This is a genomic window from Microbacterium azadirachtae, from assembly GCF_025583665.1.
Taxonomy (GTDB): Bacteria; Actinomycetota; Actinomycetes; order Actinomycetales; family Microbacteriaceae; genus Microbacterium; species Microbacterium azadirachtae.
The window spans coordinates 19,183-44,331 of record NZ_CP099706.1 but is presented as its reverse complement, the minus strand read 5'-3'; the positions used below and the strand labels follow the sequence as shown (position 1 = coordinate 44,331).

Here is a 25,149-nt window from a genome sequence, read left to right as displayed (position 1 = left end):
CCGGCGGCCATGGTCTTCGAGGGCTCGAGCGCCGCGATCTCCCACACCGGGAAGGTCCGCTCCAACAACCAGGACTCCGGTTACGCCGGGGCCAACCTGTTCGTCGTCGCGGACGGAATGGGCGGTCACGCGGGCGGCGACGTCGCGAGCAGCATCGCGATCCACCGGCTGCAGAACCTGGATCACGCCTACCCCTCCACCATGGACGCGGAGGCCTCGCTGCAGGCGGCGGCCACGACGGCGGCGGGAGACATGATCCGTGCCGTGAAGGACCGGCCGGAGCTCGCCGGCCTCGGCACCACGCTCGACGCGATCATCATGGTCGACGACTACGCCGTCATCGGCCATATCGGCGACTCGCGCATCTATCTCTACCGCGACGAGACGCTGACCCAGATCACCACCGACCACACCTTCGTGCAGCGGCTGGTCGACTCGGGGCGCATCACGCCGGAGGAGGCCCGCTACCATCCGCGCCGCTCGGTGCTCATGCGCGTGCTGAGCGACATGGATGCGGATCCTGAGCTGGACATGTTCGTCATGCCCACCCTGCCGGGCGACCGCTGGCTGCTCTGCTCCGACGGGCTCAGCGGCGTGGTCGACGAGGCGCACATGCAGAAGACGCTGCGACTCGGCATGGCGCCGGGACGCACCGCGGACGGACTGCTCAAGCACGCGCTCGACGGCGGAGCACCCGACAACGTCACGATCGTGATCGTCGACGTCGGCGGCCAGCACCCGGTGCGCTCCGGCTCGGCGACCATTGTCGGCGCGGCCGCCAACCCGCAGGGCGTCGTCGTCCCGGCCGCGCGCCCCGCCCGTCCGAGCTGGCTGCACCCCGTGCGCCAGGCCGCGAACGAGCCCACGCACTTCGAGCCGGCGGCCGACTACCTCGAGGAGCTCATCGAGGAGGACCACCGCCGTGCGGTGCGCCGGCGGATCGGCTGGATCACGGGCCTGATCGTCGTCATCGCGCTCATGGCCGCCGCGCTCTTCGGCGCCTACGCCTGGACGCAGACACGGTACTTCGTGGGCGTCGCCCCCGAGTCCGGCAACGTGGCGATCTTCCAGGGGATCCAGCAGGATCTCGGCCCGATCCCGCTCTCGCACGTGTACGAGGACACCGGGATCAAGGTGTCGGATCTGCCCGCGTTCTACCAGTCCGCCGTCAAGGAGACCACAAGCGCCAACACGCTCACGGCGGCCCGCACGACGGTGGAGAGCCTGCGCGCGGCCGCGAAGACGGGGAAGACGCCATGACCGCCACCGCACCCGCCTCCGACGTCGCCGCCGACACGGCCGTCCTGCGCGCGCTGCGCCGCATCCGCGGCCCGCAGACGCAGCGCAACCGCGAGTTCTGGCTGCTGCTGTTCGCGGTGGTCGTCGCGGGATCGGCGCTCACCCTCGTGCAGCTGGGCGCACTGCACCGCATCGATCCGATGATCCTGCTGATCGGCGGCGGACTCGCCGTGCTCGTCTTCGCCCTGCACGTGGTGCTGCGCTTCGTCGCGAGCGACGCGGATCCGTTCGTCCTCCCCATCGCGACGCTGCTGACCGGAGTGGGCATCGCGGAGATCTACCGCATCGACATCGCCAACCACGCCACCGGGTGGAACGCCTCCTCGAACAAGCAGCTCATGTGGATGGCGATCTCAGTGATCGGCGCCATCGCGCTGGTGATCTTCCTGCGCAACTACCGCGTGCTGTACAGGTACACCTACCTCTCGGGCCTGGCCGGGCTCGTGCTGCTCGTGCTCCCGTTCATCCCCGGCCTGCGGGCCGACGCGAACGCCGACGTGTGGATCTCGATCGGCGGGCTCGGCTTCCAGCCCGGCGAGCTCTCGAAGATCTTCCTGGCGATCTTCTTCGCCGGCTATCTCGTGCGCACCCGCGAGAGCCTGTCGTCGGTGGGCAAGCGGTTCGCCGGCATCACCTGGCCGCGCATGCGCGAACTCGGGCCGGTCATCGTGGTCTGGCTCATCTCGCTCGCCATCATCGTCGCCCAGCACGACCTCGGCACCGGTGTGCTCATCTTCGGGATGTTCATCGTGATGCTCTACGTGGCCACGGGCAAGACGAGCTGGGTGCTCATCGGCCTCGCCGGCGTGGTGATCGGCATCGCGGTCGTGTCGCAGTTCCTCACCTACGTGCAGAACCGCTTCAACACCTGGATCCACGCCTTCGACCCCGACCTCATGGAAGACCAGAGCTACCAGCTCACGCAGGGCATCTTCGGCCTCGCGCACGGCGGGCTGATCGGCACGGGTCTCGGACAGGGCCGCCCCGAGATCACCCCGGTCGCGGAGAGCGACTTCATCATCACGAGCCTGGGCGAGGAGATCGGCCTGATCGGGCTGTTCGCCCTGCTCTGCCTCTACATGGTGTTCGTGAGCCGCGGTCTGCGGATCGGCGTGGCCGGGCAGGACGACTTCGGCAAGCTGCTCGCCGTGGGCGTCTCGTTCACGATCGGCCTGCAGGTGTTCATCATGGTGGGCGGCGTCACCCGGGTCATCCCGCTGACCGGCCTCACCACGCCGTTCCTCGCCGCGGGCGGATCCTCGCTCATCGCCAACTGGCTCATCGTCGGCCTGCTCCTGCGGATCTCGGACGGCGTGCGCCGTCAGCCCAGGGTGGTGATCGGATGACCGCTTCTCCGATCGTCGCAGGAGGTGTCGCATGACCAAAGAGCTCCGGCGCATCAGCATCCTCGTCCTCGTCATGTTCCTGGCGCTGTTCGGCTCGGTGAGCTGGATCCAGGTCGTGCAGGCCGACGCGCTCGCCCAGAACGACGCGAACCGCCGCACCCGGCTGGACAGCTACGAGATCCAGCGGGGGTCGATCATCGCGGGCGGCGCCCCGATCGCCACCTCGGTCCCCTCCGGCGACATGTACTCCTTCCAGCGGGTCTACACGGATCCGCAGATGTGGTCCGCCGTCACGGGCTACTACAACCCGGCGCTCGGCAGCGCGACCGGCATCGAGAAGGCGATGAACGGCGAGCTCAGCGGCACGGGCGGCTCGCAGTTCCTTTCGTCGATCGAGCGCATCATCTCCGGGCAGCCGCAGAAGGGCTCGAACGTGGTGCTCACGCTCGACCCCGTCGCGCAGAAGGCCGCCTACGACGCGCTGCAGGGCTATCGGGGTTCCGTCGTGGCGATCGAGCCGAAGACCGGACGGATCCTGGCGATGGTCTCGACGCCCGGCTTCGACACCAACAGCCTCGCAGTGCATGACTCCAAGGCCGCGAACGCCGCGTACGACGCGCTCGTGGCCGATCCGAACAAGCCCCTGTCGAACCGCGCGATCGGCGGCAACATGAACCCGCCCGGGTCGACGTTCAAGCTCGTGGTGGCCAGCGCCGCCCTGGACTCGGGCAAGTTCACCATGCAGTCGACGTTCCCGAACCCGGCGGCCTTCACGCTCCCCGGCACCAGCACCGCGGTGCACAACGCCTGGGGCGGGATCTGCCCCGGCGGCGACGGACAGACCGTGAGCCTCGCCGACGCGATCCGGTACAGCTGCAACATCCCGATGGCCGAGCTCGCCGTGCAGCTCGGCGACGACGCGATCCGCGCGGCGGCCGAGAAGTTCGGCTTCGACCAGGAGTTCTCGCTGCCCCTGCAGTCGGCCGCCTCGACGTACCCGAAGTCCCTCTCCGCCGACAAGACCGGCCTCACCGGCTTCGGCCAGGGCGACGTGCGGGCGACGCCCCTGCAGATGGCGATGGTCTCGGCAGGGATCGCGAACGACGGCCTCGTGATGAACCCGCGCATGGTGGACCAGGTGGTCGGCGACGACCTGTCCGTGCAGAAGCAGTTCGAGAACAGCCAGTTCCGCCAGGCGATGACCCGCGACCAGGCGGCGGCGATCACCGCCGCCATGCAGGCGTCGGTCTCAAGCGGCGCGGCCCAGGGTGCAAGAATAGACGGAGTCGACGTGGCCGGTAAGACGGGCACAGCGGAGAACGGTGACACGGACCCTTACACGCTGTGGTTCACCGGCTTCGCGCCCGCTTCGAACCCGGAGATCGCCGTTGCGGTCGTCGTCGAAGACGGCGGTGGGCAGGGACAGTCCGGATCCGGTGACACGATCGCGTCACCGATTGCGAAGAAGGTCATGGAGGCGGTGCTGAACAGATGAGGCCGACGCAGGGTGTGCATTTCGGCGGTCGGTACGAGCTGCAGTCTCGGATCGCCATCGGCGGTATGGGCGAGGTCTGGGAGGCGACCGACCACGTCATCGGACGGACCGTCGCGATCAAGATCCTCAAGGACGAGTACATGGGGGACCCGGGCTTCCTCGAGCGCTTCCGCGCCGAGGCCCGGCACGCGGCCCTGGTGAACCACGAGGGCATCGCCAGCGTCTTCGACTACGGCGAGGAGAACGGCTCCGCCTACCTCGTCATGGAGCTCGTGCCCGGAGAGGCCCTGTCGACCATCATCGAGCGCGAGGGCTCGCTGAGCGCGGACAAGACGCTCGACATCGTCGCCCAGACGGCCTCCGCCCTGCAGGCGGCGCACGCCGCCGGCCTGGTGCACCGCGACATCAAGCCCGGAAACCTGCTGATCACGCCGGACGGCCGCGTCAAGATCACCGATTTCGGCATCGCCCGCATCGCCGACCAGGTGCCGCTGACGGCCACCGGTCAGGTGATGGGGACGGTGCAGTACCTCTCGCCGGAGCAGGCGTCGGGCCACGCAGCCTCGCCCGCCACCGACATCTACTCACTCGGGATCGTCGCCTACGAGTGCCTCGCCGGCAAGCGTCCCTTCACGGGCGAGTCGCAGGTCGCGATCGCCATGGCGCAGATCAACGACACCCCGCCGCCGCTGCCCGCCACGGTGCCGCAGCCGGTGCAGAACCTCGTCATGGCGATGATCGCGAAGAAGCCGGCCGACCGGCCCAGCTCCGCAGCGACCGTGGCCCGCGCGGCACAGGCTCTCCGCCGCGGCGACCTGAACTCCGCGGCGATCGCCGTGCCCGCCGTCATCGCCGGTGTGGTCGGCGTGGGTGCCGCGGCAGCCGCGGGCGACGACGCCGCGACCCAGCTGCTGGGTGCCACGCAGGGTGCGACCACGATCATGCCCACCACGGCGCAGATCCCGACCGAGGCCGAGCAGGCCCCGGAGAAGAAGAAGCGCAGCCCGTGGACCTGGCCGCTGATCGCGCTGATCGCGCTGCTGCTCATCGTGCTCGGCGGCACCATCTGGGCGCTCCTGGCCAACCAGAAGGCGCCCGAGCCCGTGTCATCGACCACGGCGTCGTCGCAGCCCTCCCCGAGCAAGACGCCTACGCCCACCTCGACCCCGCGGGTCGACGTCGACGCGCTGGGTCTCGTCGGTCTCGCGTGCGATGCCGCGGCCGCGAAGGCCCACGACGCCGGCCTGCAGGCCACCTGCACGCCCGGCGATCCGGCACCGGCCGCCGATCAGGTCGGCAAGGTCTACAACGTCAACCCGACGGGCAAGGTCCCGCAGGGCTCCTCGATCACGCTGACGTTCTACGCCGATCGCACTCAGCCGCCGAAGCCGGGATCCGCTCCCACCTTCACGGGCGACATGGTCGCCGGAGGCACGATCACGGTGTCCTGGGGCGCCGACTACGTGTGCCCGAGCGGCACGTCGATCACCGGGTACATCGTGACGATCGACGGCGGGTCCTTCATGTCCGGCGGTCCCGAGTTCCCGGCGGGGACGACGAGCGCCGAGGTGCGACTGAGCCAGACCGGCGACTTCACGGCGAAGTACTCGGTGAGGTGCGGCGACCAGCAGAGTCCCGACTCGGATTCGCGCACGTCGCACATCCAGCCGGTTCCGACTTCGCCGCCCACCATCCTGCCCACGCCCTGAGCACGGGCACCGCATCAGAATCACGAGAACGAGGGGGGTCCTCCGTGACGACGACCACGCGCGTCATGGCCGGTCGCTACCGCGTCGATGACCTCATCGGCCGGGGCGGCATGGCCCATGTGCACCGGGGGTACGACCTGACCCTCGGGCGCGAGGTCGCGATCAAGATCCTGGACCGCGAGCTCGCCCGCGACACCGCGTTCCGCACCCGGTTCCGGATGGAGGCGCAGGCCGCGTCGCGCATGTCGCACCCGTCGATCGTGCGCGTGTTCGACGCGGGGGAGGACACGACCCCGGAGGCCGGCGGCAGCCCTGCGGAGCCCGTGCCGTTCATCGTCATGGAGCTCGTCCCCGGCGAGCTGCTGAAGGACGTCATCGCGCGCGGGCCCGTGCCCGCGGCCGATGCGGTGCGGTACGCGGACGGCATCCTCGAGGCGCTGGAGTACTCCCACCGCGCCGGCGTCGTGCACCGCGACATCAAGCCGGGCAACGTCAAGATCACCCCCGCCGGCACCGTGAAGGTCATGGACTTCGGGATCGCGCGCGCCGTGTCCGACTCCTCCTCCACCGTCGCCGAGACCACGCAGATCATCGGCACCGCCGCCTACTTCTCGCCGGAGCAGGCCAAGGGCGAGCAGGTCGACGCGCGCACCGACCTGTACTCGACCGGCGTCGTCCTGTACGAGATGCTCGCCGGACGCCAGCCGTTCCGCGGCGAGTCGCCCGTCGCCGTCGCCTACCAGCACGTCAGCGAGACGCCCCTGCCCCCGAGCGAAGTGCGCGACGAGGAGCACCCGGAGCGCGAGCTGGAGCGCATCCGCGCCCTGGAACCGATCGTGCTCCGCGCGATGGCGAAGGATCCGTTCCAGCGCTTCCCCGACGCGGCCTCGTTCCGCACCGCCCTCGACGAGGCGGCGACCGGCGTCGTGCCCACGAAGAAGCAGCTCTCCTCGCTCACGAGCGAGCTCTACGGCCCGAGCCCCCGGCACGCGCAGGAGACGGCGCGCACGCTGCGTCAGCTCTCGTCCGACACCACCATGACGCGCACGCAGTCCGGACCGCCGGTCGCGTGGGTGTGGGCCGGCGTCGCCCTGCTCGTGGTGCTGCTCGCCTCCGTGCTGATCTGGGTGCTGGCGATCAGGCCGACCACCGACGTGCCCGGTGCGGGTCGCACGGTTCCCAACGTCGCCGGTCAGACGTACGATGCCGCGGTCGCGCTGCTCCAGAAGAACGATCTGCGCGCCATCCGCATCGACCAGGCGGACGCCGGTGTCGACAAGGGCAAGGTCATCAGCACCGACCCGGCGGCCGGCAGCAACATGGACAAGGGCCAGTCGGTCACCGTGTACGTCTCCAGCGGCGCCGCGGAGATCAGCGTCCCCCCGCTGGAGGGGCTCAGCGCCTCCGCTGCGAAGGACGCGCTGTCCAAGGCCGGACTGCAGCTCGGCTCGGTCACCCAGAAGAACGATCCCCGCTCTTCGCACGACACCGTCCTGTCGGCCAGCGCTGCGGCGGGCAGCAGGGTCGCCCCCGGCACCGTGGTGGACCTCGTGGTGGCCAGCGGCGTGGTGACGGTCAACGACCTCACCGGCTGGCCGCTGGACTCGGCGACCCAGGCGCTGCAGCAGCTGGGCCTCACGGCGAACCCCGTCGAGAACCCGGGCTGCAAGGCCACGGATCCGAAGACGGTCGCCTCGATGTCGGTGCCCCCCGGCGACGTGCCCGTGCAGTCCACGATCGACCTCGGCTACTGCACCGGCAAGTGATGAGGAATCCCGGATCCTGAGCCGGCGGACGTCGTCAGGTCGCGGTCGGCGTGGGCTCGATGCTCACGTCGCCGGGCGAGATCAGCGGGCTCACCCAGGGGAACACCCAGAACATCAGCGCGTACAGCACGGCGGCCAGCAGGGCGAGCACGATGATCAGCCGTACCCACCACGGGCCGGGGAGGATGCGCCAGAACGCGGCGTACATCAGCTCACCGCCTTCAGGGAGGCGGGTGCGCCCAGCGCCCTCGGCTGGAAGCTCTCGAACACGCCGTAGGCCACGATCCGCTCCGCCAGGGAGTACAGCGGCGAGCACGCGGTGAGCGTGATGTACCGTCCGCTGGCGGGAGCGCCCGGTGCCTGCGGCACAGGATCCAGCACGTTCACGCTGTCGGGGGTCACGTACTCGAGCGTACGGAACCGGTAGGTGTACCAGCCCTGCTCGGTCTCGATCACGATGGCGTCGTTCAGGCGCAGCCGGTCGAGCTGGTTGAACGGCTTGCCCCAGGTGGTGCGGTGCGCCGCCATCGTGAAGTTCCCGGTCTGCCCCGGCATCCCCGAGCTCGGATACACACCGATCCAGCCATGATCGAGCGTGTCCGGGCGGGTGATCCCGCCGGCGATCGTCACGGCGTAGTCCGAGCCGAACCTCGGCACCCGCATGAGGGCTCCCCAGGGCACGCCGTTCTGCGGTGCGGTCATCACGGGCGGCGCGTACCGCGGGTGTCCGGCGTCGACTCCGGAGCCGTCGTCGAGCACGGGAGGCAGCGGCGGCGGGGCGCTTTTCGCCCAGGTCTCGGAGATCTGCTTCCCCTTGTCATTGGCCTCGGCGCTCATGATGACGTCGCCGATCCACATCTGCCACGCGACGTACAGCAGCACGACGACGCCCGCGGTGAGCAGCAGCTCGCCGAGCACGCTGACGACCGAGGCCCGGCGTCGAGGTCGCGCACGAGCACGACGGGCGGCGGCTCGTGGGGCGTCGGTCATGTCGCGATCCTACCCACCCGACCTATCCGCCCTGCCGGTGTGCGCTGCGGTCGTTTGGGTAGACTGTGCGCATGGCACGATCCCGCAAGACCGAAGAAGCCGTCGTCGAGAAGGTGGAGGGCGACGCCGCCCCCAACGCCGTGTGGTTCAAGCCGGTCATGGTGGGCTTCATGCTGCTGGGACTCGTGTGGATCCTGGTGTTCTACATCACCGGCATGCAGTACCCGATCCCGGGCCTGCAGTCCTGGAACCTGCTCATCGGTCTCGGCATCGCGCTCATCGGCTTCCTGATGACGACCCGCTGGCGCTGACGCCCCTCATCCTCGCAGGAACGCCCCCGCTCATGCGGGGCGTTCCTGCGTTCCGGCCCGTCGACCGGCTCCGGACCGCATTCCGCAGGGTTCTCCACGGATCCGGAGGGTTATCCACATTCTGGGGATGGATATGCACAGCCGCTCCCCGGAGTTATCCACAGTTCTATCCCCACCTGGGGAGAATTACACGGGTGTTATTCACATGTCTCCCGAGGACGACGAAAGCCCCCGCCCGAAGGCGGGGGCTTTCGTGACGGGGTTCAGCGCCCGGCGGTGATCAGCAGGGGAGGGACGACCGCGACCACGACGAGCAGCACGAGCACGATCACGGCGACGAGCCCGATCCACCAGAACTTCGCGTTGCGACGCCCGCTGGTCCGGACGTAGACGAGCGCCACCAGCGCTCCCACGACGGCACCGCCGACGTGCGCCTCCCAGGCGATCCCCGGCACGATGAAGCCGTACACGAAGTTGATCGCCAGCACGACCAGCGCCCCGACGATGTTGCCGCCCAGGTGCCGGCCGATCACGATCAGAGCCACGAACAGGCCGAAGATCGCACCGGACGCCCCGACCGTGGGCTGGGCCGGATCGATCAGCGCCATCGCGACGGACCCGCCGAGACCGCTCACGAGATACAGCGTCAGGAACCTCGCACGGCCCAGCAGCGGCTCGAGCTGCTGTCCCACCATCCACAGCGCCAGCATGTTGAGGCCGAGATGGATGAAACCGCCGTGCACGAGCAGTGCAGTCAGCAGTCGCCAGGGCTCGAACGGCAGCCCCGACAGCGACGGATAGAGATAGGCGCCCGCGAACAACAGCACGTTCTTGATCACGGCCCCGACTCCCGGGAGCTCGGCCAGGATGCTCACGGCCGAGGTGATCGCGAGGATCCAGTACGTCGCGAGCGGACGCCCGCCGACCGCCGTCATCGATCGTGCGCCCCAGCGCCGGTGGGCGCGACGCTGGGCGGGGGTCTGGCTCCGGCGCTGGTCCTGCATGCACTCGGGGCAGATCACGCCCACCGGCGCCTGCGTCTGACACTCCGGGCAGATCGTGCGCATGCAGCGCTGGCACAGCACGAAACTCTGCCGCCCGGGGTGCCGGTAGCAGAAGTTGTCGGGATTCGCGTGGAACTCCGGGTTCGTCATCGGTGCGCTCCGGAGTCCACTCGCGGAGAGGCGATCAGTTCGCGACGATGTCGACGGACTGCAGCACGACGTCCTCGACGGGGCGGTCGCCGGCGCCCGTGCGCACGGCGGCGATCTCGTCGACGACGGCCTTCGACGCGTCGTCGGCGACCTCGCCGAAGATCGTGTGCTTGCCCTGCAGCCAGGGCGTCGGGTCGGTCGTGATGAAGAACTGCGAGCCGTTGGTGCCCTCGGGCTGTCCGGTGATGGCGTTGCGGCGGAGGCCCGCGTTGGCCATGGCGAGGACGTAGGGCTCGTTGAAGTTGAGCTCCCCGTGGATCTCGTCGTTGAAGGTGTAGCCGGGGCCGCCGACGCCCTGACCGAGCGGGTCGCCGCCCTGGATCATGAAGTTCGGGATGATGCGGTGGAAGATGACGTCCTTGTACAGCGGGCCCTCGCCCGGCTTGCCGGTGGCCGGGTGGGTCCAGGATCCCGTGCCGTCGGACAGTTCGACGAAGTTCTTCACCGTGCGGGGAGCGTGGTCGCCGTACAGGTTGACGACGATGTCTCCGTGGTTGGTGTGCAGGGTGGCGACGTGAGTGGCGTGAGGCATGGATCCATTCTCGCATCGGATCCCCGGGACCTTCCGATTCCCCTGTGAACTTCCCACATGCACACGCGTTGCACAGGAGCATCTCTGGCAAGATGGGGAGTCCGAACCCCGTTTCGATTGGGAGGGCATCGTGAGCCTGAGCCGCAAGCGTCAGAAGGAACTCCGCCAGCTGCAGAGCGAGGCCGCCAAGCTGTGGGCCGCCCAGCAGGTCGTCGCCGGCGATGCGGCGAACGTCGCCCGCGAAGCCGGTCGCCAGCTCGACAACTTCCGTCGCGAGCAGGTGCTGCCCGCGGTGCAGGACGTCTACGAGCACCGCGTGGTCCCCGTCGTCGACAAGGGCCTCAAGATGTCCCACGACGTCGTCGACCACAAGGTCGTCCCCGCGATCGGCGGCGTGGTCGGATCCGCTCTCACCGCCTGGGACATCGCCAACGCCAAGCGCACCGGCTCCCCGCGCCCCGCGCCCCGCGCCCTCGTGACCGTCGCCGAGCCGAAGCGCGGCCCCGGCATCGGTTCCGTGATCGCGATCATCCTGGGCGCCGCCGCCGCGGTGGGCGTGCTGGTCGCCGCGTGGCAGGCGCTGCGCGCCGATGACGAGCTCTGGGTCGCGGACGACCCGCTGAACGCCCCCGAGGCGTGAGCACCACCGCCCCCGAGCCCGGGGAGGAGACGCACGCCCGCGTGCGCGACGCCGCTGCGGCGCGCGACCTCGACATCGAGATCCGCCCGCGCCCTGCGGCGAAGAGCCTGCACGAAGCCGCGGCGCTGCTCGGACTGGATCCGTCCGGCATCGTGAAGACCCTCGTGGTCAAGAGATCCGACGACACGTTCCTGTTCGCGCTGATCCCCGGCGGTCGCAAGATCTCCTGGCCGAAGCTGCGGGCGCTGGTCGGCGTGAACCGGCTGAAGCTCCCGGATCCCGACGTGGCCTTCGCCGCGACCGGCTACGAGCGCGGCACCATCGTGCCCATCGGCAGCACGACCGCATGGCCCGTGTTCGCCGACGAGACGATCCGGGGCCGCCGCATCGCGATGGGCGCCGGAGCGCACGGCTACAGCCTGTTCGTCGATGCCGACGAGCTCATCCGCGCGTACGACGCGACGGTCGCCGACATCTCCGAACCCGAGTGATCCGCATCCCCCTCGCCTGAGCCCGGTGCCGGAGTAGCATCCGGACATGACGGATGCGCTGGAGACGTGGCGGGAGTTCCACGTCGCGATGCTCGGGGCCACGGCGGCCCTCGCTGGGCTCGTCATCGTCGCCGCGAGCGTGAACATCGACAAGATCGTGCTCGCCAGGTCGCTGACCGCGCGTCTGGCCGCCGCGATCGCCGGACTCGTGCTGGCGATCGTCACCTCGGGCATCGCGCTCATCCCCGGCCTCTCCTCCGCCTGGTTCGGCGCTCTCGTGCTGATCGTCACCGTGATCGCGGCGGCGTTCCAGGTGCACGCGGCACGGGCCCTCCGGAAGGATCGCGGGCACGGCAGCGTCGCCGCCCGGGCGGGTCTCGGGTTCCTGCCACTGGTCGCCTACGCGGTGGCGGGTGCGCTGCTGCTGTCCGGGCTGTCTTCGGGCCTCGTCCTCGCCGCGGCGGGCTCGCTGCTCGCGATCGTGGTGGCGATCGTCATCTCCTGGATCGCGCTGGTCGAGGTGCTGCGCTGAAGTCAGCCGAGCAGGCCGGCCATCCCCAGGGCGATGTCGACGAGCCGCACGCGCTGCAGGCCGCCGATCTCGTCCAGCCGGTACCAGGCGGCCATGTCGGTGGATCCGCTCTTCTCGAACCTCAGCCGCCCGCCCGTGATGCGCGCCCGGTACACGATGCGCAGCGTGTGCAGCGGGTCGGTGGCCCCCGGCGTCACCCGCCGTCGCGGCGGGATCACGCGGGAGTGGATGCCCAGCAGATCCTCGATGACCACCTTGTAGCCGGTCTCCTCGTGCACCTCGCGACGGGCGGCGACCTGCGGATCCTCGCCCGGCTCCAGCCCGCCGCCGGGCATGGTCCAGGACACGCGCCGGCCCTCCGTCCACCGGGCCAGCAGCACGCGGTCCGCATCGTCGACGATGACGGCGTATGCCGCGACCCGCATGTCCATGAGTCACACCCTAGGCGGTGCGGGCCGGTATGGCGCCGTCAGGTCGTCCTTCGTCCGCCGAGACGCACCTCGCGCACCTCGGCCGTGACGAGTTCCTCAGCCGGGACGGTGAGCGGATCCCGATCCAGCACGACCAGGTCGGCGAACAGTCCGGGGGCGAGGGATCCGATCTCGTGCTCGCTGAAGAGCTGCCAGGCCGCGTTGCCGGTGTGCGCGGCGAGCGCCTGCGCCCGTGCGACAGGAGTGCCCGCGGGCATCACCCGGCCGGCACGGGTGCGCCGGGTCTCTGCGACGGCCATGTTGCGCAGCGGCTCGGCGGGCGTCACCCAGCCGTCGTTGTGGAACGTCGCACGGTGGCCTGCGGCGAACGCGGCGCCGGCGTCCGCCCACGCTCCGCCGTGCTCGGATCCGAAGAGGTCGTCCACGAGCACCTCTCCCCAGTAGGTGATGTGATCGACGAAGAGGCTCACGGTGACGCCGAGCTCCCGGGCGCGCGCGAACTGGGCGGGCGTCATCGCGCCGACGTGCTCCAGGCGGAAGCGGTGATCGGTGAGCGCGTGCGTGCGGATCAGCCGCTCGTAGACGTCGAGCGTCTCATCGATCGCGAGGTCTCCGTGCGCATGGCAGGCGAGCTGCCACCCGGCGGCGGCGTAGGGCTCGGCGATCCCGTGGAGCTGCGCGGCCGTGTAGTTCGCCGTGCCGCGGTGCCCCGGCTCGAGCCCGAGGCCGCGGGTGGCCGCGGTGTCGAGATAGGGGAAGCTCGTGGCGATGTTCCCGATCCACGGGGATCCGTCGGTCCAGGTCTTCACGCCGACCTGGCGCATCATCGCATCGCCCTGCCCGCGCGGCGCCGGCGTGCCGCCCGGACGCGACATCTCGTACCAGCGCAGGCGGAGCGGCATGCGCCCGCTCGCGCGGAGCGCGTCGACCGCGGGAGACAGCGCCGGGTTCCAGCTGAGGTCGGAGACGGTGGTGATCCCGCGGCGGGAGAGATCGGCGAAGTGGGCCGCGAGCAGCTCGACGATGTCGGCCTGCGCGGCCTGCAGCAGAGGCGCGGCGACGCGCTCGACCGCACCTGCCTCGAGGGCCACCCCGTTCAGCTCCCCATCGGCGGCGCGGCCGAACGAGGCCCCCACCGGATCGGGCGTCGTGCGGTCCAGTCCCGCACGCCGAGCCGCCGCGGAGTTGAAGTACGCGGAGTGGCCCGAGTTGTGCACGATCACGAGCGGCGTGGTTCCGGCGAGCTCGTCGAGCAGGCGCAGATCCGGATCCGGGAGTCCGCGCTGCAGCAGCGCGTCCCAGCCGTTCGCGTACACCGGGGCGCCCTCGGAGGCGGCGAGCGCGGTGCGCAGCGCCGCCATCACCCCTTCCGCGTCCGGGATGACGACCGGCCGGAGGTCGAGCACGCGATCCGAGAGCAGCACGGCGGCGGTCCCCGGGTGTCCGTGCGGCTCGATGAGTCCCGGCATGGCCCAGCCGTCCAGCGGGATGCGCTCGGCGGACGGATCCTGCGCGGCGAGGTCGTCGATCGCACCGAGAGCGATGATCCGCCCGTCATCGCCGACGAGCAGCGCCTCGACGAGATCGGGAGCGGCATCGGAGAGCGGCCGGAACCGGCCCGTGAACAGCGTCGTCATGCGGCCATCGTGGCAGGTTCCCCGCCGGGGCGGATACTGCGGCGTGCTGGGTCAGGGCCCCGAGCGGATCGATCAGTTCTGAAGAAGCGCGGTCTCCGCGGCGTTCCTAGGCTGAGGAGCGTCCCGATACCCGGGCCGCCGACAGGAGGATGCCATGACCGAGAACACCGCCCCCGTGCTGACCGACTTCGAACGCGCCGCCGTCAAGGAGGCCGCGAAGGAGAGCCGCACGCGCGTCGCACGCAAGAAGGCGAGCCCGGAGGAGCTGCGCGCCGCGGGAGAGGCCGACGTACAGGCCAAGATCGCGGAGATGGACGAAGAAGACGGATCCCTTGCCACCGCTCTGCATCGACTGGTCGCGGAGAACGCGCCGCACCTCGTCCCCAAGACCTACTACGGCATGCCGGCCTGGGCGAACGCCGCAGGCAAGGTGGTCTGCTTCTTCAAGCCCAAGGCGAAGTTCAAGGTGCGCTACGCGACGTTCGAGTTCGAGTGGCCGGCGCAGCTCGACGACGGCACGGTGTGGCCCGTGTCGTACGCCGTGACGGCGCTGACGCCCGCGGACCTCGCCTTCCTCGGCGAGCGCATCCGCACCGCCGCGCCCGCGGAGTGACTCCGCTCCAGAACCCGGGCGCTGGGCGCACGAGCTGCGGCACGGCGCTCACTCTCCGCGCAGGTGCGCGGCCGTGAGCGCGGCCATCTCCTCGTCGCTGAGCTCGTCCAGCTGTCGCGACTCGCGCCGGTCGGAGCGGATCCACCGCATCATCAGGATCACGAGGATCGGCACGTCGACGATCTCGGCGATGAACCACAGGAAGTCACCGGAGAGCTGCTGATCGCGCAGCGGGTTCGGGAACCACAGCGGCAGCGCACCGGGCCAGGTTCCGGCGTGGTCGAAGACGACGGTCCCCAGCCGCAGCAGCACGCCCGGGATCGCGTCGAGCACGAGCTCCACGAACGCGAACATGAACTCGGCCACGATGAACAGGCTCGTGCGTGCGACGGTGTGCGCGGCGATCGGCAGCACCATGAGCAGTCCCAGCACGGGCACGAGCACCGACGCCACGCCCTCGGCGATCGGATCGATGCGGAGCACGGCCGACAACGGCGTGAAGAGCACCGAGAACACGAGGCACGTGAACACCGGCGCCATGATCGCGTTGCCGAAGAACTTCGCGAGCCACGAGCGCAGGAAGCCGTCGACCCGCGCACGGGGCCGCGTCGAGAGCACCGCGCGGGCGAGGGACACCGGCCGGCCGAGGGTGACCAGCACCGGGACGACGAAGAGCAGCAGGGCGATCCGGGTCGAGAACGCCCAGCGCAGCGCGGGGCTCCACGTTCCGAGGAACCCGAACGACACCACGGCGTAGGAGCCGAGGCCCAGCAGCAGATACATGAGCGTCAGCCGCAGCGGCCAGCGGTGCCCACGGCGCCGCAGCACCTCCACGCCGCCGAGATAGAGCGCGGCCGCGACGACGAGCACCGCGAGCGCGGTGGGATCCAGGCTCCAGGTGCTGAGGAAGACGGGGAGGGAGGGCGTGGCGGGATCCGATCTGCTGGTGCGGCCGCCGCGACGTTACGCCCGGTGGCTATGCAGAGGATGGGATCCGGTCCCAGAGCGTCTTAACGCGGGGTGAACTCTCGCGGTCGAGTGCGCGAAGACCCCTGTCGCGGCGGCCGTCGCGCGGGATGCTGACGATCATGAGCGCCGAAGTGCTGATCCTCGTCCTGGTGGTCGTGACCGCCCTCGGCTTCGACTTCACCAACGGCTTCCACGACACCGGCAACGCGATGGCCACGTCCATCGCCACCGGCGCTTTGAAGCCCAAGGTCGCCGTCGCTCTGTCCGCGATCCTGAACCTCGTCGGCGCCTTCCTCTCGGTCGAGGTCGCTGCGACCATCACCAAGGACGTGCTGACGATCCAGGGTCCGAACGGAGACCTCGTCCCGGGGCTCTCCCCGGAGTCGGCCATGATCATCATCTTCGCGGGTCTCGTCGGCGGCATCCTGTGGAACCTGCTCACCTGGCTGCTGGGTCTGCCCTCGAGCTCGTCGCACGCCCTGTTCGGCGGCCTCATCGGCGCCGGCATCGCGGGCGCCGCGACCGTCAACTGGGCGGGCATCGTGGGCAAGATCATCGTCCCCGCCGTGCTCTCGCCGGTCATCGCCGGCGTGGTCGCCGCCGTCGGCACCTGGCTCGTGTACCGCCTCACGCGCACGGTCCACGCCAAGCACCGCGAGGCCGGCTTCCGATGGGGTCAGATCGGCACCGCATCCCTCGTCTCCCTCGCGCACGGCACCGGGGATGCGCAGAAGACCATGGGCGTGATCGCGCTGGCCCTCATCGCGCACGGCACCCTGACCGGCGAGCAGATCCTGAGCGACGGCCTGCCGATCTGGATCATCGTGACATGCGGCGCCGCCATCGCCCTGGGCACCTACCTCGGCGGCTGGCGGATCATCCGCACCCTCGGCAAGGGCCTGGTCGAGATCGAGTCGCCGCAGGGCCTCGCGGCTGAGGCCTCGTCGGCGGCGATCATCCTGACCTCCAGCTCGATGGGCATGGCCCTGTCCACGACGCACGTCGCCACGGGCTCGATCCTCGGATCCGGCGTCGGACGTCCGGGCGCCCAGGTGCGCTGGGGCATCGCGGGCCGCATGGTCACCGCATGGCTGATCACGATGCCCGCCGCCGGCGTGGTCGGCGCGCTCTGCTACTTCCTCGCACACGGGATCGGCGGCCTCGCCGGAGCGCTCACCGTGTTCGTGCTGCTGATCGCCGCGGCCGCGCTTCTCTACGTGCGCAGCCGCCGGCAGAAGGTCGACCACCGCAACGTCAACGCAGAATGGGACGGCAAGGTCGTCCCCGACGCCGCCTCGCAGGGCGCGACGGCCTGAACCGAAGGACGGATGAGATGAACTTCGACATCGCGCAGATGGCGCTCTCGGCCGGCCGGGTGCTGCTGGTCGGCCTGCTTTTCGGCGCCGGCCTGCCGGCCCTGTTCGCGATCGGGATGCGGCTCCAGTCCGCCGGCACCGGGGAGGTCGACGGCGAGGCACCAGGCACACGCCGGCCCCTGCTCACCGTCGCCGGATGGATCCTGTTCGCCCTTGTGATCGCGGCGGTGCTCGCCGGCGTGCTGTTCATCACGCGGCTGAGCATCTACCACTACTTCGGGATCTCCCTGTTCGGAGTGGGCAAGTGAACGGCGGCGTCCTGGCGCGCGTGCTGGACTGGCTGCGCGCCGGCTACCCCGAGGGCGTTCCGCCCAAGGACTACTCGCCGCTGCTCGCCCTGCTCCAGCGCACCCTGACCGCCGAGGAGCTCACGGCGGTCGTCGGCGCGCTCGCGCAGCAGGAGACCGATCCCGTGCGTGTCTCGCAGATCCGCGCGGCGATCACCGAGATCACGGCCGCGACGCCCGGCGAGGACGAGGTGCGCCGCGTGGCCGCCCACCTGGCCGAACGCGGCGTTCCGCTGAGCACCAAGGCGCAGCGCATCGTCGGCGACCGTGCGATCCTCGCGGAGGCCGCCGCGGAGGCGGGCGGATCGGGCGCCTCTCGCGGCGGGGTCTCGGATGGATCGGGCGCTGCCGACCTGAGCCCCATCGCACAGGCGCTGCGCTGGCTCGGCGCCGGCTACCCCGACGGGATCCCCGCCCAGGACCGCGTGCCGATCCTCGCGCTGCTGCGACGCAGGCTCACCGACGACGAGGTGCAGGAGGTCTGCGCGGCCGTGGCGGCGCAGAGCGGCGCGGATCCCGAGATCTCCCTCGTCGACGCACAGGTGCTGATGATGAAGGTGCTCGGAGAGCTGCCCGGAGACGACGACGTGGAGCGCGTGCGCGCCCGCCTCGAGCAGTCCGGATTCACGCTGACCTGAGCGCGTCCGTCCGGCGTGTCGCAGGCGCCGCCGTGTGACGGGAATGTCTGTCCCGAAGGCGGTCAGAGGGCGGCAGGACAGACGTTTCCGCCCCGAACTGCGTGGTCCGGGACAGTTCATCCTGTTCTCGGAATATGTTCTCCTGGCACGCTGGTGCGGCCCCGGCGCGGCGACGTAGCGTGGAGGGGTGAGCACCCCGTTCCCCGCCTCCGTGTATGCCGCCCGCCTCGATCGCGCTCGTGCGCTGACCGCCGACGCGGGTCTCGACGCCATCGTGGTCGGCCCCGGCCCGGACCTCGCGTATCTCGTCGGCGTCGAGGGCGACACCATCGAGCGGCTCACCGCGCTGGTGATCCCGGCGAGCGGCGAGCCGACCGTCGTCGTTCCGCGCATGGAGCTCGCCAAGGTGCGCGACACCGCGGTGGGCTCGCTCGGGCTCGCCGTGTCCGACTGGGTCGACGGCGAGGATCCGTACGCCCTGGTCACCGCCGCGATGGGCGGATCCGCCGCGCGCTTCGGCGTCGCCGACGCGCTCCCTGCCCTGCACGTCGTGCCGCTCACCGTGCGCCTGGACGTGCGGCCCGAGCTCGCGACGCCGGTGCTGCGCGAGAGCCGCATGATCAAGGACGCGGCCGAGGTCGCCGAGCTGCGACGTGCCGGCGATGCCATCGACGCCGTGCACCGCCGGGTGCCCGGGCTGCTACGGGCGGGCCGCACCGAGCGCGAGGTCGCCGCCGAGATCGCCGCGGCGCTCGTCGAGGAGGGGCATCGCACGGTCGAGTTCGTGATCGTCGCCTCGGGTCCGAACGGCGCGGATCCGCATCACGAGGTGTCGGATCGCGTGATCCAGGACGGAGACGTGGTGGTCGTGGACATCGGCGGCGCGGTGCCGAGCGGCTACAACTCCGACAGCACGCGGACGTATGCCGTCGGCACGCCGGATCCCGAGGTCGCGCGACGCATCGCCGTGCTGGTGCGCGCCCAGCAGGCCGCCGTCGACGCGGTGCGCCCCGGCGTCACCGCGGAGCAGGTCGACGCCGCCGCCCGCGACGTGCTCGCCGCCGAGGGGCTGGCCGACGCGTTCCTGCACCGCACCGGCCACGGCATCGGCGTCACGACGCACGAGGAGCCGTACATCGCGCCCGGCAATGCGCTGCCGCTGCGCGAGGGGATGGCGTTCAGCATCGAGCCGGGGATCTACTTCCCCGGCGAGTGGGGCTCCCGCATCGAGGACATCGTCGTCGTCACCGCCGACGGCTGCACGAACCTCAACACCACCCCGCACGAGTTGACGAACGCGGGTTCCTGACGCCCCCGCTGCGCCCGCGCCGTTGGATCTCCCGGCGCGGGCGCAGGGGGGCAGGCCCGCGCCGGGAAGTCTGTGTGTCGCGCCTCAGCGCACGCGGTCGAGAGCCTCGGGGATCTCCACGCGCCAGGACGACGGCGCCTCGGACGCGGGGGCCGCGGGAAGCACGCCCTCGCCGTCGGGGTGCGGGATCGCATCCAGCAGCGCTTCCGTGTACGGGTGCACGGGGTTCGCCCACACCACCGGAGTGGCCCCCGACTCGACGATGCGCCCGCGGTACATCACGGCGACGCGGTCGGCCATCAGGCGCACCACCGAGAGGTCGTGCGAGATGAAGAGCATCGCCGCGCCCGAGGCGACGCAGAGTTCGCGCATCATCGCGGCGACCGAGGCCTGCGCCGATGCGTCGAGCGCCGAGATCGGCTCGTCGGCGACGATGAGGTCGGGCTTGGCGGCGAGCGCTCGGGCGATCGCGACGCGCTGGCGCTGACCTCCGGAGAGCTGGTACGGGTAGCGGTTCTCGAGGGCGGGGGACAGGCCGACGGCCTCGAGCCAGTGCGAGGGCGCCTCGGTGTCGACGCCGCGGGCGCGGGCGGCACGCGACCCCTCGGCGATCTGCTGCGCCACGCGGATGCGCGGGTTCAGCGAGGAGTTCGGATCCTGGAACACCATCTGGATCGCCGTGAGCTCCTTGGGCCGGGTGCGAAGACCCAGCGGCTGCACGGGACGGTCGCGGTACAGCACCGTGCCCCCGGCGGGGCGCTCCATGCCGATCACCGCTCGCGCGGTCGACGACTTGCCGCAGCCGCTCTCGCCGACCAGAGCGAGCACCTCGCCGGCGGCGATGTCGAACGAGACGCCGTCGACGGCGCGGAACGCCGTGCGCCCGCCGTACTCGACGACGAGGGAGCCCACGTGCAATACCGGCTTCTGATCGCTCATCGGTTCTCCTCCGCATCGGCGTCGTGCACGTCGGCGCCGCCGACAGGACCGTCGACGAGCGAGTCCTGCGCATCGGGCATGGCCGCCAGCAGCTCACGCGTGTAGGGATGCTGCGGATCCTGGAAGATCTGCGTCCGGGACCCTGATTCGACGATGAGCCCGCCGCGCATGACCGCCACCTCGTCGGCGATCGCGCTCATCACGCCGAGATCGTGGGTGACGAGCAGCACGGCCAGGTCGCGCTCGGTGGCGAGGTCGCGCAGCAGGTGCAGGATGCCGGCCTGCACGGTGACGTCGAGCGCCGTGGTCGGCTCGTCGGCGAGCAGCACCTCGGGCTCGCAGGCCAGGGCGATCGCGATCGCGATGCGCTGACGCTGCCCGCCGGAGAACTGGTGCGGATACTTCTGCAGGGCTTCCTCGGGGTTCGGCACCCGGACCAGGGCGAGGAGCTCGGCGGCGCGCCTGCGCGCCTCGGCGCGGGAGAGCCCCAGATGCGCGCGCATGCCGTCGGCCAGCTGGGAGCCGACGGTGATCTGCGGGTGCAGGCTCGCCGAAGGATCCTGGAAGACCATCCCGATCCGCTTCCCGCGCACCGTGCGATAGGCCCTGCCCGTCATCCCGACGAGCTCGGTGTCCGCACCGAGCACGATCGATCCCGACGCGGTGCCGCCTGCGGGCAGCAGACCGAGGATCGCCATGGCGGTCATGCTCTTGCCGGATCCGGACTCTCCGGCGAGACCCTGGATGCGACCCGGCACGAGGTCGAGCGAGATGCCCTTGACGACCTCGGTGCGGTTGCGTCTGCTCTGGCCGAGCTCGACGCGCAGATCGCGGATCGCGAGTGCGGTGCTCACTTCGACTCCCTTTCGGTCGCTCGGTGCATGCGCGCTCATGCCGCCTGCCCCGTCGCCGCGGCGGCCGACACCGCGGTGGGAGCCTCCGCCTCCCGCTCGCGCGCGGCGAGCGGGTCGAGGGCGTCGCGCAGCGAGTCGCCGATGAAGTTGAACGCCATCACGATGCTGAGGATGGCGAGGCCGGGGAACAGTCCGAGCCACCAGGCCGAGGTGTTCTGCATCGCCGCGGCGATCATCGTCCCCCACTCCGGCGTGGGCGGCTGCGCACCGAGGCCCAGGAAGGAGAGGCCGGAGAGCAGCAGGATCGCCGTGCCGATGTCGAGCGAGGCGAGCACGAGTACCGGACCCGCGATGTTCGGCAGCACGTCGCGCGCCAGCGAGCGCAGCGGCGAGGAGCCGAGCAGGCGGCCGGCGACCACGTAGTTCTGGGTGCGCAGTCCCAGCACGAGCGACCGCGTGATGCGGGCATACGGAGGCCAGGCGACGATGATTCCGGCGATCACGGCGTTCATGATCGAGGGGCCCAGCGAGGCCGCGATCACCATCGCGAGGATGACGGTGGGGAACGCCATCACCATGTCGGTGATGCGCATCAGCACCTCGTCCACCCAGCCGCCGAGGTAGCCGGCGACCGCGCCCACGATGGTGCCGACGACCATGGCGCACACGACGAGCATGAGCGCGAGCGGGATCGTGGTCTGGGCGCCGAGCAGCAGGCGGGAGAAGACATCGCGGCCGTTCACGTCGGTGCCCATGATCGCGTCGCCGCTCGGGGCGGCGAGCCGGGGCAGGTCCTGCGCGAGCGGGTCGTGCGGCGCGATCCACGGAGCGAGGATCGCGACGAGGATCCAGACGAGCGCGATCACGGTGCCGACGAGCGCGAGCGGGGTGCGCCACGCGCGCGGCAGCCAGGAGCGCCGGCGTTTCGGCGCGAGCTTCTCGGGGATGACGAGGTTCACGACAGCCTCACTCGCGGGTCCAGGACGCCGTAGAGCACGTCGACGACGAGGTTGATGACGAGGTAGATCACGCCGACCACGAGACCGACGCCGGTGACGGCGAGCAGGTCCAGGTTCTTCGACGCGTTGTACGCGTAGGTGCCCAGGCCGGGCCAGGCGAACACGGCCTCCACCAGCACGGTTCCGGAGAGCAGGCTGCCGAACGCGATGCCGACGAGGGTGAGGATCGGAAGCGCCGCGCCGCGCAGGACGTAGCCGATGACGACGCGGCGACCGCTCAGGCCCTTCGCCCGCGCCGCGCGCGCGTAGTCCATGTCGAGCACCTCGAGCACCGAGGTGCGCACGAAGCGGGTGAGCGTCGCGATGGTGAAGAGGCTGAGCACGAGCACCGGCAGAGCCAGGTGGCTGGTGGCGTCGAAGAAGCCGACCGAGTCGCCGTTGAGCAGGTAGTCGATCGTGTAGAACCCCGTGATCCGGGGCGGCGGTGTGATCGTGGGCGAGATCCGGCCGGATCCCGACACCCAGTGCAGGTTCATGAAGAACAGCTGGTAGCAGAGGATCGCCATCCAGAAGGTCGGGATGCTCAGACCGATCAGGGTGACCACGCGCACCACCTGATCGGTGGCCTTGCCCCGGCGGTACGCGGCGAGCGTGCCGAGGACGATCGCGACGGCGAGGCTGACGATGATCGCGTAGAACGCGATCTCGCCGGTCGCCGGCACGGCCTTGGCGAGATCGGCCGACACCGGGCGTCCGGTCGTCATCGAGGTGCCGAGGTCGCCCTGCAGCAGATTGCCGACGTAGCGGAAGAACCGGATCCAGACGGGCTGGTCGAGGCCGTACTTCTCGCGGAACGCCGCGACCGTCGCCGGGTTCGACGACGCGCCCTCGCCGAGGGCGGCGCGCACCGGGTCGCCGGGCACGATCACGGTGAGGGAGAAGGTGACCAGCACGATCCCGAACAGCAGGATGACGCTCGTCACGGCCCTGCGGGCGAGGAACCGCAGCAGGGTGTGCTGCGACTGCCTCGTCCTTCGGGTGGCGATGGCTCGGGTCTCGGACAAGATCGGCGCTTCCGGGTCTGCGGGTCTGTGTCGGCGTTGGTGCTGCGGGGGCCGGATGCGGTTCCGGCCCCCGCAGGGCTCACTGGGCGGGGTGCAGCGTCCGCAGGTCCAGCGTCCAGGTCACGTTGTACTCGAGACCGGCGACCTTGGTGGAGCTGGCGAGGTTGATGCCGGGCACGATCAGCGGCACGAACGGGCCGGACTCCTGCATCGCCTTCGCGTAGTCGCTGAACGCGGCGTTGCGGGCGTCGACCGTGGTCGCGTTCTGCGCCTTGGTCACGAGGTCCGCGATCGTGGTGTCGGCCTCGGCGGGCCAGCCGGCGCGCAGGCCGACCTTCTGACCAGGGCCGAACGGCAGGAACGACGAGGTGTCGGCGTAGTCGGGGCCCCAGTACCAGAGCGAGAACGCCTCCTGGGCCTTGACGTAGGGCTGCACTTCGGTTGCGAACGGCGCGGGGGCGAGGGTCACGTTGATGCCGACGGCCTTCAGCTGCTCCTGCACGCGCTCGGCGACCGGCGTGAACTCCACACCGCCGACCGGGTTGTCGTTCGGGAACTGCAGCTTGACCTCCTGGCCGGTGTAGCCGGAGGCGGCGAGGGCGGCCTTGGCCTTGTCCAGGTCCTGCTTCGCACCCGACTTGTTCGCGCCGGGGAACATGGGCGGGATGACGCCGGTGGCCTGCGCGGATCCGGATCCGGCGAGCTCGAGCAGCTTGTCGTAGTCCAGCGCGTAGCGCACGGCCTCCGCGAACTTGGGGTTGGCGGTCACGCCGCCCACGTTCTTGTCCTGGTTGATCAGCAGGAACAGCGTCTCGGCGGAGGGCGCGGAGTCGACGGTGAAGCCGTCGCCGAGGTTCTTCACCTGGTCGCCGGAGAGGTCGACCGCCACGTTCGAGTCGCCGCCCTTGAGGTTGGTGAGCTGCGTGGAGGACTGCGAGATGTTGCGCACCACGATCTTGTCGTAGGCGGGCTTGTCGGCGCCGTCGTACTTGTCGTTCTTGACGAGCACCACCTGAGTGGTGAGGTCGAGCGACTGCAGCTTGTAGGGACCGGATCCGGCCGAGTTGGCGTCGAGCCAGCTCTTCGCGCCGTCCTTGTCGTCGGTGGTGCCGCCGTTCTTCTTGACGACCTTCGAGTTGAGGATCGCGAGCGACGGGTTGGTGACGATCGCGGGCAGCTGCAGCGACGGCGTCTTGGTCGACAGCTTCACGGTCTTGTCGTCGACCTTGGCGACCGTGATGCCGGCCATGAGGAAGTTCGCCTTGGAGTCGGTGATGCCCGCAACCCGGTCGAGCGAGAAGACGACGTCGTCCGCGGTCACGGGGGTGCCGTCGGAGAAGGTGCGGCCGTCCTGGATCGTGAAGGTGAACTCGGTGGCGTCCGCGTTCTGCTTCATGGTCGCGAGGTCGGGCTTCGGGGTCGTCGAGTCGGCTCCCTGGAACGTGAGCAGGGTGTCGTAGACGGCGTGCAGCACCATGTTCCCGGTCGGCACGTAGTTGCGACCGGGGTCGCCCGTCTCGAGGGAGAACGCGGTGTCGACCACGAGCGTGCCGCCCGAAGAGGAACCGCTGGAGTTGTTGCTCGCGGAGTTGCCGCCGGAGCAGCCGGCGAGCGCGATGGCGGCCGCGGCGATGAGCGCTGCGGCGACGTGGCGATAGGAACGGGCCACGGCTTTCCTCCTCATTGAAAAATGGACAGGTCAGACGACCGGATCGGGTTTCCCGGCACTATATCCGACCGTTCGCGAC

26 protein-coding genes are annotated in these 25,149 nt (G+C 70.3%); 14 read left to right on the top strand and 12 right to left on the bottom strand.

Features of this window, described 5'->3' with window-relative positions:
* Positions 1–9 precede the first annotated feature (9 nt).
* From NFX31_RS00225 to pknB, 5 genes are all read left to right on the top strand, one after another.
* Positions 10–1,260, top strand: coding sequence for a PP2C family protein-serine/threonine phosphatase (locus tag NFX31_RS00225; protein WP_091477879.1), 1,251 nt, complete (start codon positions 10–12; stop codon positions 1,258–1,260).
* Positions 1,257–2,645 (top strand): FtsW/RodA/SpoVE family cell cycle protein, encoded by a 1,389-nt coding sequence (locus NFX31_RS00220; protein WP_091477880.1) that lies wholly within the window; start codon positions 1,257–1,259, stop codon positions 2,643–2,645. Before NFX31_RS00225 ends, NFX31_RS00220 begins: the two co-directional genes overlap by 4 nt.
* A gap of 31 nt (positions 2,646–2,676) precedes the next feature.
* Positions 2,677–4,140 carry a peptidoglycan D,D-transpeptidase FtsI family protein gene (locus NFX31_RS00215; protein WP_262956404.1) on the top strand — a complete coding sequence of 488 codons (1,464 nt, stop codon included), beginning with the start codon at positions 2,677–2,679 and terminating at the stop codon, positions 4,138–4,140.
* Positions 4,137–5,849, top strand: a complete 1,713-nt coding sequence (locus NFX31_RS00210) for a serine/threonine-protein kinase (RefSeq protein WP_045250246.1) — start codon at positions 4,137–4,139, stop codon at positions 5,847–5,849. The genes NFX31_RS00215 and NFX31_RS00210 overlap by 4 nt, the downstream gene beginning before the upstream one ends.
* A 65-nt stretch (positions 5,850–5,914) precedes the next feature.
* Positions 5,915–7,615 (top strand): Stk1 family PASTA domain-containing Ser/Thr kinase, encoded by a 1,701-nt coding sequence (pknB, locus tag NFX31_RS00205; protein ID WP_262957226.1) that lies wholly within the window; start codon positions 5,915–5,917, stop codon positions 7,613–7,615.
* A gap of 34 nt (positions 7,616–7,649) precedes the next feature.
* Here pknB and NFX31_RS00200 read toward each other — a convergent pair whose 3' ends face one another.
* Both NFX31_RS00200 and NFX31_RS00195 read right to left on the bottom strand, forming a co-directional pair.
* Positions 7,650–7,823, bottom strand: a complete 174-nt coding sequence (locus NFX31_RS00200) for a hypothetical protein (protein WP_045250245.1) — start codon at positions 7,821–7,823, stop codon at positions 7,650–7,652.
* The gene (locus NFX31_RS00195) at positions 7,823–8,605 is read right to left on the bottom strand and encodes a class E sortase (RefSeq protein WP_045250244.1); all 783 of its coding nucleotides are present in this window, start codon (positions 8,603–8,605) and stop codon (positions 7,823–7,825) included. The genes NFX31_RS00200 and NFX31_RS00195 overlap by 1 nt, the downstream gene beginning before the upstream one ends.
* Positions 8,606–8,676: 71 nt before the next feature.
* Between NFX31_RS00195 and NFX31_RS00190 the strand changes: the two genes are divergently transcribed.
* Positions 8,677–8,916, top strand: coding sequence for a cell division protein CrgA (locus tag NFX31_RS00190; protein WP_045250243.1), 240 nt, complete (start codon positions 8,677–8,679; stop codon positions 8,914–8,916).
* Positions 8,917–9,179: 263 nt separating this feature from the next.
* On the opposite strand, the gene NFX31_RS00185 is transcribed toward NFX31_RS00190, so the two are convergent.
* Together NFX31_RS00185 and NFX31_RS00180 are read right to left on the bottom strand one after the other, a co-directional pair.
* Positions 9,180–10,070 carry a rhomboid family intramembrane serine protease gene (locus NFX31_RS00185; RefSeq protein WP_045250242.1) on the bottom strand — a complete coding sequence of 297 codons (891 nt, stop codon included), beginning with the start codon at positions 10,068–10,070 and terminating at the stop codon, positions 9,180–9,182.
* 34 nt (positions 10,071–10,104) lie between these two features.
* Positions 10,105–10,662: a peptidylprolyl isomerase gene (locus NFX31_RS00180; protein ID WP_262956402.1), complete on the bottom strand. Its 558-nt coding sequence runs from the start codon at positions 10,660–10,662 to the stop codon at positions 10,105–10,107.
* A gap of 130 nt (positions 10,663–10,792) precedes the next feature.
* Here NFX31_RS00180 and NFX31_RS00175 point away from each other — a divergent pair, with 130 nt between their 5' ends.
* Genes NFX31_RS00175 through NFX31_RS00165 form a run of 3 tightly spaced genes read left to right on the top strand, consistent with a single transcriptional unit; the run spans position 10,793 to position 12,325 of the window.
* Entirely contained in the window at positions 10,793–11,302 is a 510-nt protein-coding gene (locus NFX31_RS00175) for a DNA helicase (protein WP_262956401.1), read from the top strand.
* On the top strand, positions 11,299–11,793 hold the full coding sequence (locus NFX31_RS00170; protein ID WP_248700415.1) for an aminoacyl-tRNA deacylase: 495 nt from the start codon (positions 11,299–11,301) through the stop codon (positions 11,791–11,793). The genes NFX31_RS00175 and NFX31_RS00170 overlap by 4 nt, the downstream gene beginning before the upstream one ends.
* Positions 11,794–11,839: 46 nt before the next feature.
* Positions 11,840–12,325 (top strand): hypothetical protein, encoded by a 486-nt coding sequence (locus NFX31_RS00165; protein ID WP_045250239.1) that lies wholly within the window; start codon positions 11,840–11,842, stop codon positions 12,323–12,325.
* Positions 12,326–12,327: 2 nt separating this feature from the next.
* Here the strand turns inward: NFX31_RS00165 and NFX31_RS00160 are convergent, their stop codons facing one another.
* Positions 12,328–12,756 carry an NUDIX hydrolase gene (locus tag NFX31_RS00160; protein ID WP_045250238.1) on the bottom strand — a complete coding sequence of 143 codons (429 nt, stop codon included), beginning with the start codon at positions 12,754–12,756 and terminating at the stop codon, positions 12,328–12,330.
* A gap of 38 nt (positions 12,757–12,794) precedes the next feature.
* Complete coding sequence (locus tag NFX31_RS00155; protein ID WP_045250237.1) at positions 12,795–14,393, bottom strand: amidohydrolase; 1,599 nt, start codon at positions 14,391–14,393, stop codon at positions 12,795–12,797.
* Positions 14,394–14,547: 154 nt separating this feature from the next.
* Here NFX31_RS00155 and NFX31_RS00150 point away from each other — a divergent pair, with 154 nt between their 5' ends.
* The gene (locus NFX31_RS00150; protein ID WP_045250236.1) at positions 14,548–15,006 is read left to right on the top strand and encodes a DUF1801 domain-containing protein; all 459 of its coding nucleotides are present in this window, start codon (positions 14,548–14,550) and stop codon (positions 15,004–15,006) included.
* A 48-nt stretch (positions 15,007–15,054) separates the two neighbouring features.
* Here the strand turns inward: NFX31_RS00150 and NFX31_RS00145 are convergent, their stop codons facing one another.
* Positions 15,055–15,876 carry a cytochrome c oxidase assembly protein gene (locus NFX31_RS00145; protein WP_082072250.1) on the bottom strand — a complete coding sequence of 274 codons (822 nt, stop codon included), beginning with the start codon at positions 15,874–15,876 and terminating at the stop codon, positions 15,055–15,057.
* 218 nt (positions 15,877–16,094) lie between these two features.
* On the opposite strand from NFX31_RS00145, the gene NFX31_RS00140 reads away from it, so the two are divergent.
* From NFX31_RS00140 to NFX31_RS00125, 4 genes are all read left to right on the top strand, one after another.
* Positions 16,095–17,291, top strand: a complete 1,197-nt coding sequence (locus NFX31_RS00140) for an inorganic phosphate transporter (protein WP_262956400.1) — start codon at positions 16,095–16,097, stop codon at positions 17,289–17,291.
* Between the two features lie 17 nt (positions 17,292–17,308).
* Positions 17,309–17,599, top strand: a complete 291-nt coding sequence (locus NFX31_RS00135) for a hypothetical protein (RefSeq protein WP_045250235.1) — start codon at positions 17,309–17,311, stop codon at positions 17,597–17,599.
* Positions 17,596–18,276, top strand: coding sequence for a DUF3349 domain-containing protein (locus NFX31_RS00130; RefSeq protein ID WP_258955356.1), 681 nt, complete (start codon positions 17,596–17,598; stop codon positions 18,274–18,276). The genes NFX31_RS00135 and NFX31_RS00130 overlap by 4 nt, the downstream gene beginning before the upstream one ends.
* A 187-nt stretch (positions 18,277–18,463) precedes the next feature.
* Positions 18,464–19,585, top strand: a complete 1,122-nt coding sequence (locus tag NFX31_RS00125; protein WP_091477885.1) for a M24 family metallopeptidase — start codon at positions 18,464–18,466, stop codon at positions 19,583–19,585.
* A gap of 84 nt (positions 19,586–19,669) precedes the next feature.
* Here NFX31_RS00125 and NFX31_RS00120 read toward each other — a convergent pair whose 3' ends face one another.
* From NFX31_RS00120 to NFX31_RS00100, 5 genes are all read right to left on the bottom strand, one after another.
* Positions 19,670–20,524: an ABC transporter ATP-binding protein gene (locus NFX31_RS00120; protein ID WP_262956399.1), complete on the bottom strand. Its 855-nt coding sequence runs from the start codon at positions 20,522–20,524 to the stop codon at positions 19,670–19,672.
* Positions 20,521–21,378, bottom strand: a complete 858-nt coding sequence (locus NFX31_RS00115) for an ABC transporter ATP-binding protein (protein WP_262956398.1) — start codon at positions 21,376–21,378, stop codon at positions 20,521–20,523. Before NFX31_RS00115 ends, NFX31_RS00120 begins: the two co-directional genes overlap by 4 nt.
* Before the next feature lie 35 nt (positions 21,379–21,413).
* On the bottom strand, positions 21,414–22,337 hold the full coding sequence (locus NFX31_RS00110) for an ABC transporter permease (RefSeq protein WP_045250231.1): 924 nt from the start codon (positions 22,335–22,337) through the stop codon (positions 21,414–21,416).
* Positions 22,334–23,401 carry an ABC transporter permease gene (locus NFX31_RS00105; RefSeq protein WP_248700412.1) on the bottom strand — a complete coding sequence of 356 codons (1,068 nt, stop codon included), beginning with the start codon at positions 23,399–23,401 and terminating at the stop codon, positions 22,334–22,336. Before NFX31_RS00105 ends, NFX31_RS00110 begins: the two co-directional genes overlap by 4 nt.
* Positions 23,402–23,480: 79 nt before the next feature.
* The gene (locus tag NFX31_RS00100; RefSeq protein WP_262956397.1) at positions 23,481–25,070 is read right to left on the bottom strand and encodes an ABC transporter substrate-binding protein; all 1,590 of its coding nucleotides are present in this window, start codon (positions 25,068–25,070) and stop codon (positions 23,481–23,483) included.
* Between the last annotated feature and the right edge of the window lie 79 nt (positions 25,071–25,149).

Coding starts and splice junctions, on each gene's coding strand:
- NFX31_RS00155 (WP_045250237.1), bottom strand. CDS start 14,393: ATGACGACGCTGTTCACGGGCCGGTTCCGGCCGCTCTCCGATGCCGCT.
- NFX31_RS00165 (WP_045250239.1), top strand. CDS start 11,840: ATGACGGATGCGCTGGAGACGTGGCGGGAGTTCCACGTCGCGATGCTC.
- NFX31_RS00200 (WP_045250245.1), bottom strand. CDS start 7,823: ATGTACGCCGCGTTCTGGCGCATCCTCCCCGGCCCGTGGTGGGTACGG.
- NFX31_RS00220 (WP_091477880.1), top strand. CDS start 1,257: ATGACCGCCACCGCACCCGCCTCCGACGTCGCCGCCGACACGGCCGTC.
- NFX31_RS00225 (WP_091477879.1), top strand. CDS start 10: ATGGTCTTCGAGGGCTCGAGCGCCGCGATCTCCCACACCGGGAAGGTC.
- pknB (WP_262957226.1), top strand. CDS start 5,915: ATGGCCGGTCGCTACCGCGTCGATGACCTCATCGGCCGGGGCGGCATG.
- NFX31_RS00135 (WP_045250235.1), top strand. CDS start 17,309: ATGAACTTCGACATCGCGCAGATGGCGCTCTCGGCCGGCCGGGTGCTG.
- NFX31_RS00120 (WP_262956399.1), bottom strand. CDS start 20,524: ATGAGCGATCAGAAGCCGGTATTGCACGTGGGCTCCCTCGTCGTCGAG.
- NFX31_RS00210 (WP_045250246.1), top strand. CDS start 4,137: ATGAGGCCGACGCAGGGTGTGCATTTCGGCGGTCGGTACGAGCTGCAG.
- NFX31_RS00215 (WP_262956404.1), top strand. CDS start 2,677: ATGACCAAAGAGCTCCGGCGCATCAGCATCCTCGTCCTCGTCATGTTC.
- NFX31_RS00195 (WP_045250244.1), bottom strand. CDS start 8,605: ATGACCGACGCCCCACGAGCCGCCGCCCGTCGTGCTCGTGCGCGACCT.
- NFX31_RS00150 (WP_045250236.1), top strand. CDS start 14,548: ATGACCGAGAACACCGCCCCCGTGCTGACCGACTTCGAACGCGCCGCC.
- NFX31_RS00180 (WP_262956402.1), bottom strand. CDS start 10,662: ATGCCTCACGCCACTCACGTCGCCACCCTGCACACCAACCACGGAGAC.
- NFX31_RS00190 (WP_045250243.1), top strand. CDS start 8,677: ATGGCACGATCCCGCAAGACCGAAGAAGCCGTCGTCGAGAAGGTGGAG.
- NFX31_RS00160 (WP_045250238.1), bottom strand. CDS start 12,756: ATGGACATGCGGGTCGCGGCATACGCCGTCATCGTCGACGATGCGGAC.
- NFX31_RS00140 (WP_262956400.1), top strand. CDS start 16,095: ATGAGCGCCGAAGTGCTGATCCTCGTCCTGGTGGTCGTGACCGCCCTC.
- NFX31_RS00185 (WP_045250242.1), bottom strand. CDS start 10,070: ATGACGAACCCGGAGTTCCACGCGAATCCCGACAACTTCTGCTACCGG.